The sequence below is a fragment of the Methylobacterium terrae genome (assembly GCF_003173755.1).
Lineage (GTDB): Bacteria > Pseudomonadota > Alphaproteobacteria > Rhizobiales > Beijerinckiaceae > Methylobacterium > Methylobacterium terrae.
In genome coordinates this window covers 3126035-3142824 of the sequence record NZ_CP029553.1, presented here as the reverse complement: position 1 = coordinate 3142824, position 16790 = coordinate 3126035, and the positions used below count along the sequence as shown (strand labels likewise).

The 16790-nt window shown below is 71.0% G+C and carries 17 protein-coding genes; 8 read left to right on the top strand and 9 right to left on the bottom strand.

Annotated elements, in window-relative coordinates:
* Positions 1 to 75: 75 nt before the first annotated feature.
* From DK419_RS29480 to DK419_RS14475, 5 genes are all read right to left on the bottom strand, one after another.
* On the bottom strand, positions 76 to 516 hold the full coding sequence (locus DK419_RS29480) for a hypothetical protein (RefSeq protein ID WP_245442441.1): 441 nt from the start codon (positions 514 to 516) through the stop codon (positions 76 to 78).
* A gap of 30 nt (positions 517 to 546) precedes the next feature.
* Positions 547 to 921, bottom strand: a complete 375-nt coding sequence (locus tag DK419_RS14490; RefSeq protein WP_425352582.1) for a hypothetical protein — start codon at positions 919 to 921, stop codon at positions 547 to 549.
* A gap of 93 nt (positions 922 to 1014) precedes the next feature.
* On the bottom strand, positions 1015 to 1230 hold the full coding sequence (locus tag DK419_RS14485; protein ID WP_109959700.1) for a hypothetical protein: 216 nt from the start codon (positions 1228 to 1230) through the stop codon (positions 1015 to 1017).
* A 150-nt stretch (positions 1231 to 1380) separates the two neighbouring features.
* Complete coding sequence (locus DK419_RS14480; RefSeq protein WP_109959699.1) at positions 1381 to 2601, bottom strand: LL-diaminopimelate aminotransferase; 1221 nt, start codon at positions 2599 to 2601, stop codon at positions 1381 to 1383.
* Between the two features lie 109 nt (positions 2602 to 2710).
* A complete protein-coding gene (locus DK419_RS14475) occupies positions 2711 to 3082 on the bottom strand; it encodes a hypothetical protein (protein ID WP_245442438.1) in 372 nt (123 codons plus the stop codon).
* A gap of 257 nt (positions 3083 to 3339) precedes the next feature.
* Between DK419_RS14475 and phaC the strand changes: the two genes are divergently transcribed.
* Complete coding sequence (gene phaC / locus DK419_RS14470) at positions 3340 to 5067, top strand: class I poly(R)-hydroxyalkanoic acid synthase (RefSeq protein ID WP_109962311.1); 1728 nt, start codon at positions 3340 to 3342, stop codon at positions 5065 to 5067.
* A gap of 118 nt (positions 5068 to 5185) precedes the next feature.
* Here the strand turns inward: phaC and DK419_RS14465 are convergent, their stop codons facing one another.
* The 3 genes from DK419_RS14465 to DK419_RS14460 all read right to left on the bottom strand — a co-directional run bounded on the left by DK419_RS14465 (position 5186) and on the right by DK419_RS14460 (position 7388).
* A complete protein-coding gene (locus DK419_RS14465; RefSeq protein WP_109959698.1) occupies positions 5186 to 5422 on the bottom strand; it encodes a hypothetical protein in 237 nt (78 codons plus the stop codon).
* 88 nt (positions 5423 to 5510) lie between these two features.
* The gene (locus DK419_RS29040; protein ID WP_167376121.1) at positions 5511 to 5663 is read right to left on the bottom strand and encodes a hypothetical protein; all 153 of its coding nucleotides are present in this window, start codon (positions 5661 to 5663) and stop codon (positions 5511 to 5513) included.
* Between the two features lie 426 nt (positions 5664 to 6089).
* A complete protein-coding gene (locus DK419_RS14460) occupies positions 6090 to 7388 on the bottom strand; it encodes an OmpP1/FadL family transporter (protein ID WP_109959697.1) in 1299 nt (432 codons plus the stop codon).
* A gap of 423 nt (positions 7389 to 7811) precedes the next feature.
* Here DK419_RS14460 and DK419_RS14455 point away from each other — a divergent pair, with 423 nt between their 5' ends.
* From DK419_RS14455 to DK419_RS14430, 6 genes are all read left to right on the top strand, one after another.
* Positions 7812 to 8696, top strand: a complete 885-nt coding sequence (locus DK419_RS14455) for a fumarylacetoacetate hydrolase family protein (RefSeq protein WP_109959696.1) — start codon at positions 7812 to 7814, stop codon at positions 8694 to 8696.
* A 92-nt stretch (positions 8697 to 8788) separates the two neighbouring features.
* Positions 8789 to 9415, top strand: a complete 627-nt coding sequence (locus DK419_RS14450; RefSeq protein WP_109959695.1) for a response regulator transcription factor — start codon at positions 8789 to 8791, stop codon at positions 9413 to 9415.
* A 221-nt stretch (positions 9416 to 9636) separates the two neighbouring features.
* Positions 9637 to 10002 (top strand): septal ring lytic transglycosylase RlpA family protein, encoded by a 366-nt coding sequence (locus tag DK419_RS14445; RefSeq protein ID WP_109959694.1) that lies wholly within the window; start codon positions 9637 to 9639, stop codon positions 10000 to 10002.
* 469 nt (positions 10003 to 10471) lie between these two features.
* Entirely contained in the window at positions 10472 to 10711 is a 240-nt protein-coding gene (locus tag DK419_RS14440; protein ID WP_109959693.1) for a hypothetical protein, read from the top strand.
* 529 nt (positions 10712 to 11240) lie between these two features.
* Positions 11241 to 12716 carry a methyl-accepting chemotaxis protein gene (locus tag DK419_RS14435; protein WP_109962310.1) on the top strand — a complete coding sequence of 492 codons (1476 nt, stop codon included), beginning with the start codon at positions 11241 to 11243 and terminating at the stop codon, positions 12714 to 12716.
* Between the two features lie 325 nt (positions 12717 to 13041).
* A complete protein-coding gene (locus DK419_RS14430) occupies positions 13042 to 13233 on the top strand; it encodes a hypothetical protein (RefSeq protein WP_109959692.1) in 192 nt (63 codons plus the stop codon).
* Positions 13234 to 13795: 562 nt separating this feature from the next.
* On the opposite strand, the gene DK419_RS14425 is transcribed toward DK419_RS14430, so the two are convergent.
* The gene (locus tag DK419_RS14425; RefSeq protein WP_109959691.1) at positions 13796 to 15460 is read right to left on the bottom strand and encodes a glycosyltransferase family protein; all 1665 of its coding nucleotides are present in this window, start codon (positions 15458 to 15460) and stop codon (positions 13796 to 13798) included.
* Between the two features lie 325 nt (positions 15461 to 15785).
* Here DK419_RS14425 and DK419_RS14420 point away from each other — a divergent pair, with 325 nt between their 5' ends.
* The gene (locus tag DK419_RS14420; protein WP_109959690.1) at positions 15786 to 16718 is read left to right on the top strand and encodes a glycosyltransferase family 2 protein; all 933 of its coding nucleotides are present in this window, start codon (positions 15786 to 15788) and stop codon (positions 16716 to 16718) included.
* The last annotated feature ends 72 nt before the right edge of the window (positions 16719 to 16790 follow it).

Below are 16790 nucleotides of genomic sequence, written 5' to 3'. Positions count from 1 at the left end.
CGCCTGCGACGAGTGCCGGGATGACCCTGCGTGGTGGCACCGTGAGTGACGAATACCTGAGGCGCGCCGGTGCCGTCAGCGCATCACCTGCCGGTACGTCCGGTGCATCTTCGCCTTGGCGTGATGCCGCGGCTTGACCGCATGCCGGGCCCGCACGCTCCGCATGCGCGGGGCGTAGCCGGGTTCCTGGTCGTAGCCCGGGGCGTCGCCGTAGCCCGGGTTCTGGTACTGGTAGGCGCGCACCGGCCGCATTGGGGCCTGGATCGCGTCGTAGGGCCCGTGCCCGGTCCGCGCCCGGTAGGCGGCGCCGGCGAAGTCGCCGGGGGTCGGCGGCGTGCCGGGCTGCGAGAAGCTGGTCTCGGGCCGGTAGGCCGGACCCCAGCCGATCTCGTCGTCGCCGGCCGGGTCCCGGCCCGGGAAGCCGGTGACGTAGCCGACGCTCTGGGCCGCGGCCGGCAGGGCGGCGGCGAGGGTGGCGAGGCCGACGAGGCCGGCCGCGAGGAAGCGTGCGCGCATCGACGTATCCTTCTCTGAATGGGGAGGAGTCTAGTAGGTCCGGCTGCCGAGGACGTAGTCCGCCATGCGGTGCGGGCGGTTGAGCGGGCCCTCGCTCACGCTGTCGTTGTAGTAGCCGAAGCCGCTCGGCCCGAAGCCGCCGCCATTGGTGACGGCCGCGACCGGCACGGCGCGGATCGCCACGAGCCGGGTCGGGCCCAACGGCATCGGGCCGACGGTCACGTCGGGCGAGACCTGCAGCACGACGGGGCCGGCTGCTGCGGCGCGGTTGTAGATGTCCGGCTCGACGGCCATGGGCGGGCGCACGCGCAGGGGCAGAGGCGACTGCGCGAGGGCCGTGCCCGCGAGGATGGCCGGGGACAGGCTTGCCAGGGCGGCGAGCGGCAGGATGAAACGACGGACCACGCGGGGCATCCTCCGGTGACGGATGCCGGGTCAACGCGTGGCGAGCGGCGCCCGGTTCCGGGGCGCGGCGTGGTGTCCGGGTTTGGGCGCGAGTTAGCCCTTGGTGCGGACTACGACCTCGCGCTCGCGCCGCACCCGCTCGCAATCGGCCCAGTAGCCGTTGAGGAGCGCCGGGGTCGAGGAGCAGCGATAGGCGATGTCGGGGCTCGGCGCCGGGACGGGATCGCGGGCGATGATCGGGTTCGGCGCGCAGGCGGCCGGCAGGGCGGCCGCGGCGGCGAGAACGACGAGCTTCAGCGAGCGACGCATCGGATACCCTAAGGTGGAGCCAAACCTTGGCCGCACCCTGACGCTCAGCAGCCCCCGGATCAACCCGAACCGGGGCCGGAGCGGCGGCGGGGAGCGCGGATGGGGCGCGATTGCGCCTCCCCTGTCGCCCCCCGGCCACAAGTGACGATGTCAGCCGACCTTCTGCATCGGCACGACGTTGTGCAGCGTGCGGTCGGCATTGTCGAAGAAGCGGCGGATGTTGCGGGCCGCCTGGCGGATGCGCTGCTCGTTCTCGACCAGCGCGATGCGCACGTAATCGTCGCCGTGCTCGCCGAAACCGATGCCCGGCGCCACCGCGACGTCGGCCTTCTCGACGAGCAGCTTCGAGAATTCGAGGCTGCCGAGACCGCGGAAGCGCTCCGGGATCGGCACCCAGGCGAACATCGAGGCCGACGGGACCGGGATGTCCCAGCCGGTCTTCTGGAACGCGTCGACCATCGCGTCGCGGCGGCGGCGATAGGTGGCGCGCATCTCGTGGATGCAATCCTCCGGGCCGTTGAGCGCCGCGGTGGCGGCGACCTGGATCGGCGTGAAGGCGCCGTAATCGAGGTAGGATTTCACGCGCGTCAGCGCCGCGAGCAGCCGCTCGTTGCCGACCGCGAAGCCCATCCGCCAGCCGGCCATCGAGAAGGTCTTGGACAGGGACGTGAACTCCACCGCCACGTCGATCGCGCCCGGCACCTGCAGCACGGAAGGCGGCGGGTTATGATCGTCGAAGTAGACCTCCGCGTAGGCGAGGTCGGAGAGCAGGATCAGCTCGTGCTTCTTCGCGAAGGCGACGAGGTCGCGGTAGAAGTCGAGGGAGGCGACGTAGGCGGTCGGGTTCGAGGGATAGCAGACGACGAGCGCCACGGGCTTGGGGATCGAGTGCTGCATCGCCCGCTCGGCCGCCGGGAAGAAGGCCGGGGTCGGCTCGGCCGGGACCGAGCGGATCACGCCGCCCGCCATCAGGAAGCCGAAGGCGTGGATCGGGTAGCTGGGGTTGGGCACCAGCACCACATCGCCCGGCGCCGTGATGGCCTGCGCCATGTTGGCGAAGCCCTCCTTGGAGCCCAGCGTCGCCACGACCTGCGTGTCGGGGTTGAGCGAGACGCCGAAGCGCCGCTGGTAGTAGTTCGCCTGGGCCCGGCGCAGGCCCGCGATGCCCTTCGAGGCCGAGTAGCGGTCGGTGCGCGGCTTGCCGGCGGTCTCGACCAGCTTCTCGATCACGTGGCGGGGCGCCTCGAGGTCGGGGTTGCCCATGCCGAGGTCGATGATGTCGGCGCCGTTGGCGCGGGCGGCGGCCTTGATCCGGTTGACCTGCTCGAAGACGTAGGGGGGCAGTCGCTTGATGCGGTGAAAATCGGTCATGGCCGGGTCCTGGATCGGCGCCGCCGCTGCGACGCGCGTGTCACACACGCTGTCTAGAGGGGTTTTGGGGGAAGAGGAAGTTCGGGCGGCCGCCGTTCGTGACTCCGCGTCACTCGGCCGGCGGGACTTTCGGCGGAGCCGGCGGCTTGACCGCGCCGCCGACCTTGGCGGCGTCGCGGCCCTTCACCTCGTTGCGCTGGCGGCTGGCATCGAGATCGGCCTCGAGCGCCTTCACCCCGGCCGCCGACTTGGCACGGGTCTCGCGGGGCGGGGCCGATTCGCCGACCGGCAGGAAGTCCCCGCCCCCGCGGCGGGACTGGGCCACGAAGTCGGGAGCCGCGACTTCCTTCGGTCCGAAGCCGGCCGACTTCGCGGCGTCGCGCACCGAGGCGCCGTCGAGCACGCAGCCGCCGGCCGCGAGGCAGGTCGAGAGGAGGGCGAGGCGGGCCAGACCGGGCCAAAGAGCGGGGAAGACGGGCATGACGTCGAGGGAACCTTGCGCGAGGGCACCGTGGCGGTGAGGAAACCCGGTCCGGTGATCTGGCGGAACCGGCGGTCTGAGACGATATTTTGTCGGAAAGGCGGCTCGTCAGGGCGGGGCGTCGACAACGAGGGAGGGATGCGCACGTGACGACCGAGAGGAGTACGGCGCCGTTTGCGCAAGTACCAGGGGCGCAAGGACCGGGGGCACAGGTGCCGGTGGCTGACGTGGAGGCCCTGTCGCGCAATGCGGGCCTGATGACCGAGCAGTTCGGCCGGGCGCTCGCCGCCTACGCCAAGCCCCTCGAGGAGGGAAAACCGAACACCGCTCTCGCCGAATCGGTCACCGAGGTGGTGCGCACGCTCGGCACCGTGGCCGAGAAGTGGTTCACCGATCCCCAGAAGGCGATGGAGGCCCAGAGCCTGATCGGCGGCCAGTTCCTGGCCCTGTGGGGCTCGACCCTGCAGAAGATGCAGGGCGAGACGGTCACGCCGGTCGCCCTGCCCGACCCGAAGGACAAGCGCTTCGCGGCGCCCGAATGGTCGGCGAACCCGGTCTTCGACTTCCTGAAGCAGGGCTACCTGATCACCACCCGCTGGGCCGAGATCCTGGTCGACGAGGCCGAGGGGCTCGACGACCATACCCGCGCCAAGGCGCAGTTCTACGTCCGGCAGATCTCGGGGGCGATGTCGCCGTCGAACTTCCTCGCCACCAACCCGGAGCTGATCCGCGAGACCTTCCGGGAGAACGGCGCCAACCTCGTGCGCGGCATGAAGATGCTCGCCGAGGACGTCGAGGCCGGCGGCGGCGAGCTGCGCGTGCGCCAGACCGACCAGGGCCAGTTCAAGGTCGGCGTCAACATGGCGAGCACGCCGGGCGAGGTGGTGTTCCGCAACGACTTGATCGAGCTGATCCAGTACGCGCCGCAGACCGACACGGTGCTCAAGCGCCCGCTGCTGATCGTGCCGCCCTGGATCAACAAGTACTACATCCTCGATCTGAACAAGGACAAGAGCTACATCGGCTGGGCGGTGAGCCAGGGCCTCACCGTGTTCGTGATCTCGTGGGTCAACCCGGACGCGCGCCACGCCTCGAAGGACTTCGAGAGCTACATGCGCGAGGGGATCTTCTCCGCGCTCGAGGCGATCGAGCGGGCGACCGGCGAGCGCCAGGTCTCGGCGGTGGGCTACTGCGTCGGCGGCACGCTGCTCGCCGTCAGCCTCGCCTACATGGCGGCGGTCGGCGACGACCGCATCGCCAGCGCCACCTTCCTGACCACCCAGGTCGACTTCACCCATGCCGGCGACCTCAAGGTCTTCGTCGACGAGGCGCAGATCCGCTCGATCGAGGCCGGCATGAAGGATCGCGGCTACCTCGAAGGCGCCAAGATGGCCAACGCCTTCAACATGCTGCGCCCCAACGACCTGATCTGGCCCTACGTCGTCAACAACTACCTGAAGGGCAAGGCGCCGCTGCCCTTCGACCTCCTGTACTGGAACTCCGACGCGACCCGGATGCCGGCCGCCAACCACTCGTTCTACCTGCGCAACTGCTACCTGGACAACAAGCTGTCGCGCGGCGAGATGGTGCTCGGCAACGTGCGCCTCGACCTCGGCAAGGTGACGGCGCCGGTCTTCAACCTGGCGACGCGGGAGGACCACATCGCCCCGGCGCTCTCGGTGTTCGAGGGCTGCCGCGCCTTCGGCGGTCCCGTCGACTACGTGCTGGCGGGCTCGGGCCACATCGCCGGCGTGGTCAACCCGCCGGCCAAGCCCAAGTACCAGTACTGGACCGGCGGACCGGCCCACGGCACGCTCCAGGAGTGGATCTCGGCGGCGACCGAGCATCCCGGCTCGTGGTGGCCGTACTGGTTCTCCTGGCTCGAGCAGCAGAACGGCGAGCGGGTGCCGGCGCGCCGGCCCGGCGGCGACGCCCTGCCCTCGCTCGGCCCGGCGCCCGGGACCTACGTGCTCGAGAAGGCGTGAGATGAGGCGGGCCCCCGGGCGGTGTCCCGGGGGCTTTCCTCCGAAGTGGTGCTCAAGGTCCGAAACCTATCAGCTTAGCCACGGCAAGGACCACCGGGAGTAAGAAGCGGCAGGACCATCACTCCTTGCCCTCCTCGCGAAACAGCGCTTCGAGCAAGGCGACGTCATCCTCTACATCCTCGCTTCCGCGGAACCGGGAATATTCGATGTGCCCGTCCTCGAACACATCGATCTCGATCCGCTCGCCGACCAAGGTTGCCGTAACCATGATGCTATCGTCGCGATGGCGATCAAGACGGTAGTGAATCCGCTCTCTTTCGAGCAGGCGTATCACGCGGTAGAGTTCGTGGGTCATGGCTGTCGCGATTGTTGATGTCGGCACAGGGCCGTCCAAATCGGGTCGCGACCAACCCTCCCATCATCACGACGACCGGCTTTCGTCCCTAGCCGAGAGCTGCACGCCGCGCCTGCTCGGCTTCGGCCTCGAGGTCCCGTCTCAAGCGGGCGATCTGTCGCTCCTGGACCCGGACCGCGACGTAGGCGACGCCGACCGCGACGAAGGGGACGATCAGGGCGAGGACCGCATACTCGTTCATGGGATGAGCCCTCTGAGAACGCGTCGTGCCAGGTCATGTGGGAGCGCGGAGCCTCCGAGCCAACAGGAGACGATGACTGCCAGAAACCACCATGGCACCTGGTTCAGTCCGCTCACTCCGAAGAGCCAGCCGGTTACAGGCGTGGCTGCGCCGACCGTGAAACACGCCGTCGATACGCGGTCGAGATTGTTCGCGAGCAGCTTGGCGGTTTCGTTGGTGACGAGCTTGCGATTGTCGGGAATCGGAGTCGGCGGGAGAGTCGTCATGGTCGCCCACCGGCTTCTGACGACGCGGTTGAATCGCTCAGCAGTCGGAAATCCATCCGATACGTCATTCCGGGCTCCGTTGCGCGGCCCCGGAATGACGTGCAGTCAGGAAGCGCCGTCGAGAGGAGCAGCCCACTGCCCCTCGAAGGGCGCCCTCACCTCAGTACTTCCGCACCAGCGGCACCGGGATCGGCGCCGGGGCCGGCGGGGTGTCCCAGCGGTACTTCAGGCCGACAGAGACGATGTCGGCGCTGGCGTCGGCGGTGCCCAGGAAGGCGAGCGGCGGGGTGTAGAGCGGCTCGCCCGGCACGATCGCGATCCGGGTGCGGCCGCCGACGGAGAACAGGTGCTGGTAGGAGACGTCGAACTGGACCTTCTCGTTGAGGCGGTAGCTCGCGCCGACCGAGGCGAAGTAGCGGTCGCCGTCGGGCAGGCGGGTCGAGCGGTTCGAGAGATCGATCGGCGACTGCTCGTAGGCGAAGCCGACGCGGCCGGTCCATTGCGGGGTGAAGTCGTACTCGGCGCCGACCGAGTAGTAGAACCCGTTCTTGTAGTTCAGCGGCAGCGCCGTCACCGGCCGGCCGAGGGCCAGCGAGACGATCGCCGGCGAGCCGATCCGGGTCCAGTTGTCCCACTCGAAGCCGAAGTTCAGGCGCAGGTCACGGGTGATCGCCTGGGTCAGGCCGACCGAGACCTTCTCGGGGGTGTTGAGCGAGGCGCGGACCTGGCCGATGCCGAAGGCCGAGCCCTCGATCTGGTGGTTGATCGACGAGCGGTAGCCGACGCCGACCGTAGTGCCCTCCGAGAGGCGCGCCACGACGCCGGCGGTGAAGCCCCAGCCCCAGTCGTCGCCCTTGAGGAACCCCGTGTTCGCCCCGGGGGTGATGCCGGTGGCCTGGCGCAGGGTCAGCTTGAAGTATTCGAGCACCGGCCCGGCCGCGACCGACAGCCAGTCGTTGACCTTGTAGCCGATCACCGGGTTGAAGTTGAGCGAGAAGACCTTCGACGAGCGGCTGTAGGTCTGCCCGGCCCAGACGTTGTTCGGCTTGGTGATGAGGCCGAACGGCGCGGCGCCGGACAGGCCGATGAACAGCCGGTCGCTGAGCTGGTAGTTCGTGTAGGTCGCCGGCAGCACCGCGGCCTGGCCGATATCGCCCGAATTGCCGAGCCCGATCAGGGGCGGGAAGGTGCCGGTCGTCGGCGTGATGGTGGCCGAGGGGACCACCAGGGTGGCGTTGAAGTCCGAGTTCCAGCCCGGCTTCATCGTGACGACGGCCGGGTTCCAGAACATCGACGACAGGCCGCCGGAGCCGGACGCCGCGCCGGCGAAGGCCATGCCCATCGCCTGAGCGCTCTGCTCGCGCAGGCCGAACGCTCCCGCCTGCGCCGCCCCGTTGGTACCGGCCAGCACCGCCACCGATGCGCCGGCCAGCAGCGCCGCCCTCCTCAAACCCGTCATGACGTAACCTCGACACCCGAAATCGCGTGCCGCGTGGCTTCATATCGCCCGCAGCTTGAGCGGAATGATGCGGCAGCAGGCAGCCGGTGTGCAATCCCGGCGATGGGCGGGGTTCCGACGGATTTGTCCTGGAGTTTTTTCGATTTGAGCTGTGGATCTGCTCGCGGGAAAAGTCGAAAACAGGCTTTTTATCCATCTTTCGATCCGCCCAGCGTATAGATGAAGAAGATCCTGTCGCCGCTTGCTCGCCGTGCCGACATGGTTTCGCCCCAGATGTGACGAAACTGCAACGGGGCCGTGCTCCCCCCGCGCCCCTGCCGGCTTGCGGCGGTGCCGCGCCGGCGCCAATGTCCGGACCCTGCGGGATCCCGGCCTCGAACGGTCGGCCGGGACTCCTCGAACCGGATGTTTCGGGAGGCGACCATGAAGCTTGTGCGCTGGGGCGAGAGCGGTGAGGAGAAGCCGGGACTCGTCGACCAGGGCGGCCGGATCCGCGACCTGTCGGGCGTGATCCGCGACGTCGCCGGCCCGTTCCTCGCCGCCGACACCCTCGGCACCTTGCGGGGGATCGACCCCGCCACCCTGCCGGAGGTCCCCGCCGGCACGCGGCTCGGCGCTTGCGTCGGGCACGTGCGCAACTTCATCGCCATCGGCCTCAACTACGCCGACCACGCCGCCGAGACCGGCTCGCCGATCCCGGCCGAGCCGATCCTGTTCAACAAGGCGCCGTCCTGCATCGTCGGCCCGAACGACGACGTGATCCTGCCCAAGGGCTCGGCCAAGACCGACTGGGAGGTCGAGCTCGCCATCGTGATCGGCAAGCGCGCGTCCTACGTCCACGCCAACGAGGCGCTCGACTACGTCGCCGGCTACTGCGTCTGCCACGACGTCTCGGAGCGCGAGTTCCAGCTCGAGCGCGGCGGCACCTGGACCAAGGGCAAGGGCTGCCCGACCTTCGGCCCGCTTGGCCCCTGGCTCGTCACCCCGGACGAGGTCGCCGACGTGCAGAATCTCGGCATGTGGCTCGACGTGAACGGCGAGCGGATGCAGACCGGCTCGACCCGCACGATGATCTTCGACTGCCGGCAGATCGTCTCATACCTGTCGCACTTCATGCTGCTCGAGCCCGGCGACGTCATCACCACCGGCACGCCCCCCGGCGTCGGCATGGGCATGAAGCCGGCCCGCTTCCTGAAGGCCGGCGACGTCGTGACTCTCGGCATCGAGGGCTTGGGCGAGCAGCGCCAGACGGTCGTCGCCTTCGACGACTGGACCGCCAAGGTCGCGGCCGGCGAGCCGACCAACTGACCGTCAGGCGGCCCGCGGCGACGCCGCAGGCCAGGAATGGGGCCGAGCGGCCCGCGGCGTCGCCGCGGGCCGGGCGCCGGAGGATCGAACCCGTGAACGTGCTCGTCGTCGACGACCATCCGGTCGTGCTGCAGGGCTGCCGCCGCGTGCTGGAGGATGCCGGCGTCGAGACCGTGCACGAGGCCACCGGCATCGCCGCCGGCTACCGGCGTTTCCGCCGCCACCGCCCCGAGATCGTGGTGGCCGACCTGACCTTCCAGGGCGCGTCGCTGAGCGGCCTCGCGCTGATCCGGCGGATCCGGGCGGTGTCGCCGGGAACCCGGATCCTGGTCTTCAGCATGCACGACGATCCCGAGATCGCCGCGCGCGCCCTCGAGAGCGGGGCGGCGGGCTACGTCCTCAAGGACACGGCGTCCGCGGAGCTCCACCTCGCCTTCGAGCGGGTGCGCGCCGGGGGCACCTACGTCGCGCCCTCGCTGGCCGCCGAGGTCGCGCGGCTGCGGTGCGAGACACCGGCCGCGCCGCCCCTCACCCCGCGCGAGCGCCAGATCCTCGAGCGCCTCGGCGCCGGCCGCTCGCACGGGGCGATCGCCGAGGAGCTGGGCCTGAGCTACAAGACCATCGCCAATACCTGCACGCAGCTGCGCCGCAAGCTCGGCGCCCGCACCCTCGCCGACCTGATCCGGGTCGCCCTGCGGGAGGCCGCGCGGGCGTCCTGACCCGGCCCGCCGGCCCGACCTTGGCCGTATGATGGCGCGGGTTCCATCCCGCCGGCGCGGCGGATCGACCTGCGAAAACAGTTAACGGATGTAAATCTCGGACATCCGCCAGATCAGCAGTTCCGAGTATACGACAGATTATCTCGATTTTCACTGTTCCATAATGTCGCCTTCTTCGGTTTTATGTTGCACCGCGTCAAGCAACAAAACGGGAATGCGAAATGGTTTCGAAGGCAAAGCTGGCGATCATCGGGCTCGCGGTGGCAGGTTCCGTCGGAGCGACCCTACAAGCCAGCACGCCCGCCGAAGCCCAGTCCGGTGCCGCCTCCTGGTACGGCCCCGGATTCCAGGGCCGGCGCACTGCGAACGGCGAGCGCTTCAACACGCACGCCTTCACGGCGGCTCACCGCCGCCTCCCCTTCGGCACCCGGGTCCGGGTCACCAACACGACGAACGGCCGCTCGGTGGTCGTGCGCATCAACGACCGCGGCCCCTTCATCGGCGGCCGGGTGATCGACCTGTCCCAGGCGTCGGCCCGGGCGATCGGCATGTCGGGCGTCGCCCGGGTGCGCCTCAGCCGTCTCTGACACCGGTGCGCCTTCGAACGGACCCGTCCGAAGGCTCTGGCTCAGCCCGAACGGGCGTCGGCGCTGCTGCGCTGGACGCCTTGGCGTCGACGGGTCGATGCATGAGCGCGGAGGGTATGAGGTCGCCTGCCGATCCCGGCGCCCTCGGCTGCCCCGCTCACCGACTCCCGGCGCCCCGGCGGCAGCGCCGTCCTGGTGCCGCCGCCCCGACGAACGCTGCATCGGTGCGGCGATGCGAACGGGCGATGTTATGACTTGTCCGGGGCGGTCGAGGAACAGTCGAGGGCAGAATCCCGATGTCCCGGCGACCGCTCTCGGCGCGATTTCGGAAGTCTCGCCGCGAGAAAACTTGTCCTCGGCCGCGGACCTGCTAGATCATCGCTACGGCCGCGCTAACTCATTGCGGCCAGGATCGTCTGGCCTGTACCCCCCTCCTCCCCTCCCCGATCCGCTCAACCGGAGAGACGACGTGCTCCTTCGCTCCACCCTCGTCCTCGCCCTGACCACGGGCGCCGCCCTCGCCGAGCCCGTCGCGGTCGATCGCGCGGTGCTCAAGCAGTACTGCACCGGCGACTACCTGACCTATTGCGGCAACCTGGCGCCGGACGGTCCCGAGGTGCAGGCCTGCTTCCGCCAGAACAAGGCCAAGCTGTCCCCGAACTGCCAGGCTGCGATCACGAGCTACGTGAAGGCGCAGCGCAAGGGGTGAGGGCCGCCGACGGGCGAGCCCGCCGGCGATCCCCGCGTCGCGGACGCTCCATCCTTCCAGGCCGAGCGGAGGCCGGACCGGCACGCAGTACGGGCCTGACCGAGCGGAGCACCCGATGATCGGCCTCGGCGTCGCGCATCCGGCCACTGTCCGGTCGGCGTCGATAGTATCGTGTCCTAAATAGATCCGTGCACACCCGACCTGCCTGGCCGGCGATCAGGGTGTCCAGGGACCTTCCGGACCCGTTGATCGCCCTTCGATCGCCGAATTGCCTGCCGGTCTCCGTATTTCGCGGGGCGGCGAGCCGCCTCCTTGCACCGCGACTGCGCTCACGACGGTCGGTATCTTCCCGCCTTGCGAAAAATGCTCGTCAGCATCTGACCTGGTCATCTAGGGCACTTTCAGTGAATAGCATGCTCGCAGGGAGTATTTTATCATTTGATGGCCGCCCGGAAAATTTTCCAGTCTTCACTGTTCAATAATAAACCCGGAGCACCTTGACCGGGAACCGATGCCCGAGGCCGCAGCCGTGTCCCTTCTCCACTCGAGCCACGCCGCGCTCCTCGCGGCCGTCGACCGGTCGCAGAGCCGGATCGAATTCGACCCGTCCGGGACGATCCTGGACGCGAATGCCGGCTTCCTGGCGCTGACCGGCTACACCCTCGCCGAGCTGCGCGGCCGGCACCACGGCCTGCTGATGCCGGCGGCCGAGCGGGACAGTCCCGACTACACGGCGTTCTGGGAGGGCCTGCGGCAGGGCCGGTTCGAGACCCGGGAGTTCCGCCGCGTCGCCAAGGACGGGCGCGCGATCTGGATCCAGGCCTCCTACAACCCGGTCCTCGACCGCCGCGGCCGCGTCGTGCGGATCGTGAAGCTCGCCTCCGACATCACCGCCCGCAAGGAGCGCGACGCCTACCTGGCCGGCCAGATCGCCGCCCTCGACCGCTCGCAGGCGGTGATCCACTTCACGCCCGACGGGACGATCACCGAGGCCAACGCCAATTTCCTCGGCGTGATGGGCTACACCCGCGACGAGGTGGTGGGGCGCCACCACAGCCTGTTCGTCCCGGAAGCCGAGCGGGCGAGCGCGGACTACGCCGCGTTCTGGCAGGCGCTGGCCGCCGGCCGCCACCAGGCCGGCGAGTTCCACCGCGTGGCCAAGGCCGGCCGCGACGTGTGGATCTTCGGCGCCTACAATCCGGTGCTCGACCTCGACGGCAAGCCCTGCGCGGTGGTGAAATTCGCCACCGACATCACCCAGCGGGTGCTCGACCAGCAGCGCCGGAGCGCCGGCCAGCGGGCGATCGAGGCGGACATCGCGGCGATCACCGTCGCGGTGTCGGCTGTCACCGACCAGGCCCGCGCCACCACCGAGCAGACGGTGATGACCTCCGGCAACGTCGAGGCGGTGGCCGCCGGCACGGAGGAGTTCGCCGCCTCGATCGCCGAGCTCGGCCGGCATGCCGAGGAGGCCCGCACCGCCTCCGACGCGGCGGTGCGCAAGGCCCAGGATGCCGGCGGCATCGTCACGAGCCTGACCGGTGCCGCCGACCGGATCGGCGAGGCCGTGTCGCTGATCCGCTCGATCGCCGACCAGACCAACCTGCTGGCGCTCAACGCCACCATCGAGGCCGCCCGGGCGGGAGCGGCCGGGCGCGGCTTCGCGGTGGTGGCCGCCGAGGTCAAGGCGCTCGCCGGCCAGTCGGCCCGGGCGACCCAGGAGATCGGCACCCAGATCGAGGCCGTGCAGGGCGCGACCGCCGAGGCGGTGGCGGCGCTCCAGGCGATCGTCGCCGCCATCGGCCACGTCAGCGAGATCTCGGTCGGGGTCTCCTCCGCCATCGTCGAGCAGGCCGCCGTGACCCGGGACATGTCGTTCAACATGCAGAACGCGGCCCAGAGCGTCGGCTCGGTGCGCCGGAGCATGGAGCGGATCGCCGGCTCGGCCGGGGAGGTCGACACCTCGATTCGCCAGGTCGCGCAGGCGGCGAAGGCGCTGCTCTGAGCAGGGTCGCATGGCGCAACGCCGCTCGGCTTCGCCGTCTCGCCTCGGTGTCGTCGCCGAAGCGGTCACCGCCCCGGCGACCGATGCTCAGACGTTGAGGCCGAGCAGCACCACGAGGGCGATGCCGAGGGCGAGGCATGAGGCTGCGGCGAGCAGGACGGGCATCCGATGGCCTCCAGGAAGCGGCGACGCGGCACGCCTAGCCGGTGAGTAAGGCCGCTCCGTGACAATGGGTCAGGAAGCGTGGCCGTGGCGCCGTCTCGGTCCGACTCGCCCTGCGAGGCATGTTCCTGTAGAATGCCTCTCCGCATATGCAAGGAGAGCCATGCATCTCGTCGTGACGGCCCACACCCCGGACGGGCACCTCTCGTACCAGCGCACCTCGCCGGAGGCGGCGCTGGAGAAGGCCGACGAACTCGCGGCGGACGGCCACGAGTGGATCGTGATCACCGACATCACCGGCCGCCACTACGAGCCGGGCGAGTTCGACACCCTGTTCGTGCATCCGGGCGGCTGAGCGGAGCGGCGCCACTCTGCTCGGCGTCCGTCACGGCATCGACTCCGCCGCCGAACCGGTGACCGCTTCGGCGGATGTTGCGCAGGGCTCCTCGAGGCGGAGAGGCCGTCCGTCCGACGCCTCGCCTACTGCCAGGTGGTGGCGACCCGTGGCGGCTCCGCGCCGCGCATCGCGTCCCGGGCCACGGCCGGCGACCGGACCGGGAACGGGATGATCTCGCACCCGCTCTCCGGCGACGGCGTCCCGGACCGGCGGCGGGTCCGTTCGCAGGCGGCCGCGAGCCACACCTTGGTGCGGGGAGAGTAACCGCGGCGACGCAGCCAGGCCGGGATCGGGGTAGAGGAGCGCTTCGACATCGTCCTTGAGCCGGGAAGCAGTTCAGGGGTCCAAGGTCAAACACGGATGCGGGATGCAGGATACGTCCGAGCGTCCCAATCTCTTGCCTGGGCGTCCCAGGGGCACCGAGACCCCGGTTCCGTGTCCCGTCGGCGCCGCGGCGGGCCTTGATCCCGGGCGCCGACGACCGAGTTTCGTCGTCCCCCATCCCGTCTCTCATGCCCCCTCAGGCCCCCCCGCACGCCCTCGCGCTCCGGCGCCGGGCCATCGCCGCCCGCAGCCGGGCGAGGGCGGCCGGCGGCAGGAAGCAGGCCAGGGTGCTGCGCCCGATCCGGGCGTCCGGCCCGGCCCCGCGCGCGAGCGCGAGCCACAGCTTCAGCCGCGCCCAGAGGGGATAGATCCGCAATTGCTGGGCGATCGCCTGTTCCGGTGCGTGGCCCTGCGGGCAGACGAGCGGCACGATGAGGTCGACGGGGTCGAAGGCCGGCCCGTCGTCGGGCCGGGGCGCCCGGAACGGGCCGTGCTCCCGCGCCGCGAGGGCGTAGGCGCGCTCGAGCGCCGCCATCCACCCCTCCCCCGTATGGACGGCGGCGATCGAGGCCCGGGTGCGCAGGCCGAGGGCGCGCCGCTCCGCCCCGTCGGCCAGCAGGCCGGCGAGGATCTCCTGGTACTCGGGCCAGGCCCCGGCGCGCCGCAGGCAGCCGGTCAGCCCCGGCATGTCGGCGCCGAAGATCTCGGCCTCCGGCGCGTGCGGGAAGCAGCTCACCAGGGGCAGGCCGCGGCTGCCGGCTTCCAGCAGCGAGGTGATCGACACGAACGGGAACGAATCGACGTAGATGTCGGCGGCATCGTAGAAGGGAGCGGTGTCGGGCCGCTCGTCGAGGGCGACGATGCGCCCGCCGCTGCGCTCCGCCGCCGCCTGCCAATCCGGGCGCGTGCCCGCCCCGACCACCACCAGGAGCGCCGCCGGATCGGCCTCGAGCACCGACAGGTGCCGATCGGCGTAGCTCGGGCTCCCGGGCGCACCGAACTTCGTCCCTCGGGCGATGCTGAGCAGGATCCGCGCCTCGGCCGGCAGGCCGAGGGCCCGGCGCGCCTCCTCCCGCCGTCCGGCCTCCGGGGCCGCGTCGAGCAGGGTCGGCAGCAGCGGGTTGCGGGCCGGGTCGACGTCGCGTCGGCGGCGGGCGTGGCGCTGGCCGGATTCGCGCATGCTCGCCACCACCGTGCTCGCCGCGAGGCCGAGCCGGAACTTGTGGTCGCCGTGGTCGACGAACAGGGTCGGCGGCGAGCGGGCCGGATCCGCGAAGGCGAGGAGCGGCACGGCGTCCTGCTCGGTGTGCACCACCGCCAGGTCGGCCTCCCGGCCGAGGGCCGCGAGCTGGCGCGCCCGCGCCAGCAGGCCCGCCCCGTCGAGGCGGTGGACCGCGCCGCCGCTCGCCAGCACCGCCGCGACGAGGGGGGCCGGGAGCCGCGCGCCGTCCTGGCGCGTGAGGGCCACCGAGTGGCGCCGGCCGCGATCCTGCGCGATCCAGCGCCAGGCCATCCGGCTGCTGCCGCCCACGATCCTCGCCTCGGTCAGGACGTGGAGGACCCGGTCCGGCGAGGATCGGGGCGGCGCGCGCGATGCGACCGGATGCGGCGCGAGGCGGCGGCCGAGGGCCGTCACCAGCCGCTCGAGCTCCGGGCTGGAGAACAGGCCGCAATGGTTGGCCGTGGCGAAGGCCGCCGCAGCCTCGCCCAGTACGGCGGCATGCTCGTCGCGCCCCTCGGTCGCCGCCTGGTGGGCCCGGGCGAGGAGGTGGCGGAACGCCGCGAGATTGCGCGCCAGCGCCGCCTGCATCCGCCGCGCCTCGGGATCGCCGCCGGCGCCGGCCCGCACCGCTTCCATCATCGCGAGAAACCTCCTGCCGGCTGCCGGGCCGCGACCTTGCCGAGATGCGAACTTGCCGGGACCCGAACTTGCCGGGACCCGAACTTGCCGGGACCCGAACTTGCCGGGACGAGAGCCGGCCGCCGCAGGAGGCTAGCGGCGGCGGCGGAGCGCGGCACCGCCGCCTTCGGCGGGAGCGTGTTCGCCGATCGGGGGAGGACCGCCCCCGGATGCCGGAGGCGGCGCCGCGGCGGCAGCGCCGGAAGCGGCGGGTCCGGCGCCCGCGGCGGCTTGGTAAGCAAGGGCGGACGCGGCATGACCCGCGCGACCGACCGGAGGCCGATCCGTGCTGCCGACCCTCTCCGTGGTGATCCCGCTCTACCAGAAGGCGGACGTGATCGCCGAAACCCTCGCGGCGGTGCTCCGCCAGAGCTACCCGCATTTCGAGCTGGTCGTCGTCGACGACGGCTCGACCGATGGCGGCGGCGACATCGTGGCGGCGCATCCCGACCCGCGCATCCGCCTGGTGCGCCAGCCGAACGGCGGCGAGGCGGCGGCGCGCAACCGCGGCATCGCCGAGGCCCGCGGCGACTGGATCGCCTTCCTGGATGCCGACGACCTCTGGGCCGGCCGTCACCTGGAGAACCTGGCGGCGGAAGCGGCGCGGGGCGACGCGGTGCTGGTGTTCAGCAACTACCTGCTCGCCAGCCGCGCCGCGCCGGTGATGCCGGCCGCCCTGCCCGGGCAGCGCACCGAGGACTTCTTCGCCTTCGCCCTCGCCCATTACCCCTACGCCGTGCATCCGAGCGCGGTGATGATCGAGCGGACGGCCCTGCGGCGGGCGGGCCTGTTCCCGGTCGGCGCCGCGATGGGCGGCGACACCGACACCTTCTGCCGCCTCGCCCTCGAGGGCGCCTTCCGCTACGTGGCCGAGCCGACGGCGGTCTACCGCGACGGCCACCCGACCAGCGTCCTCGCCCACCAGATGCGCAAGCGCCCGCTGCCGCCGCCCTTCGACCGGACGCTGACCGCCCTCCTGCGCCACAACGCGGTCCCGCCGCACCTCGTGCGCTCCGCCGGGCGCTACCGCAACTTCCTGATGCTCGAATACGCCCGCCAGCTCCTCGACGTCGGCGACCCGGAGGCGGCCCGGGACATCCTGCGCCGGCGCTGCCGCCTCGCCGACGATCCGGTGCGCTACGCCAAGCGGTTCCTGCGCACCTGGTCGTTCGGGCACCGCCTCTACGCGCTGTCGCGGCAATGGGTGCCGTCGCGGTAAGGCGCAAGCGCCCGCGAGGGGCGGAGCCGGACGATCGCCCCGCCCAGGGTCGTCCGGGGCGCCGCTTCCGCG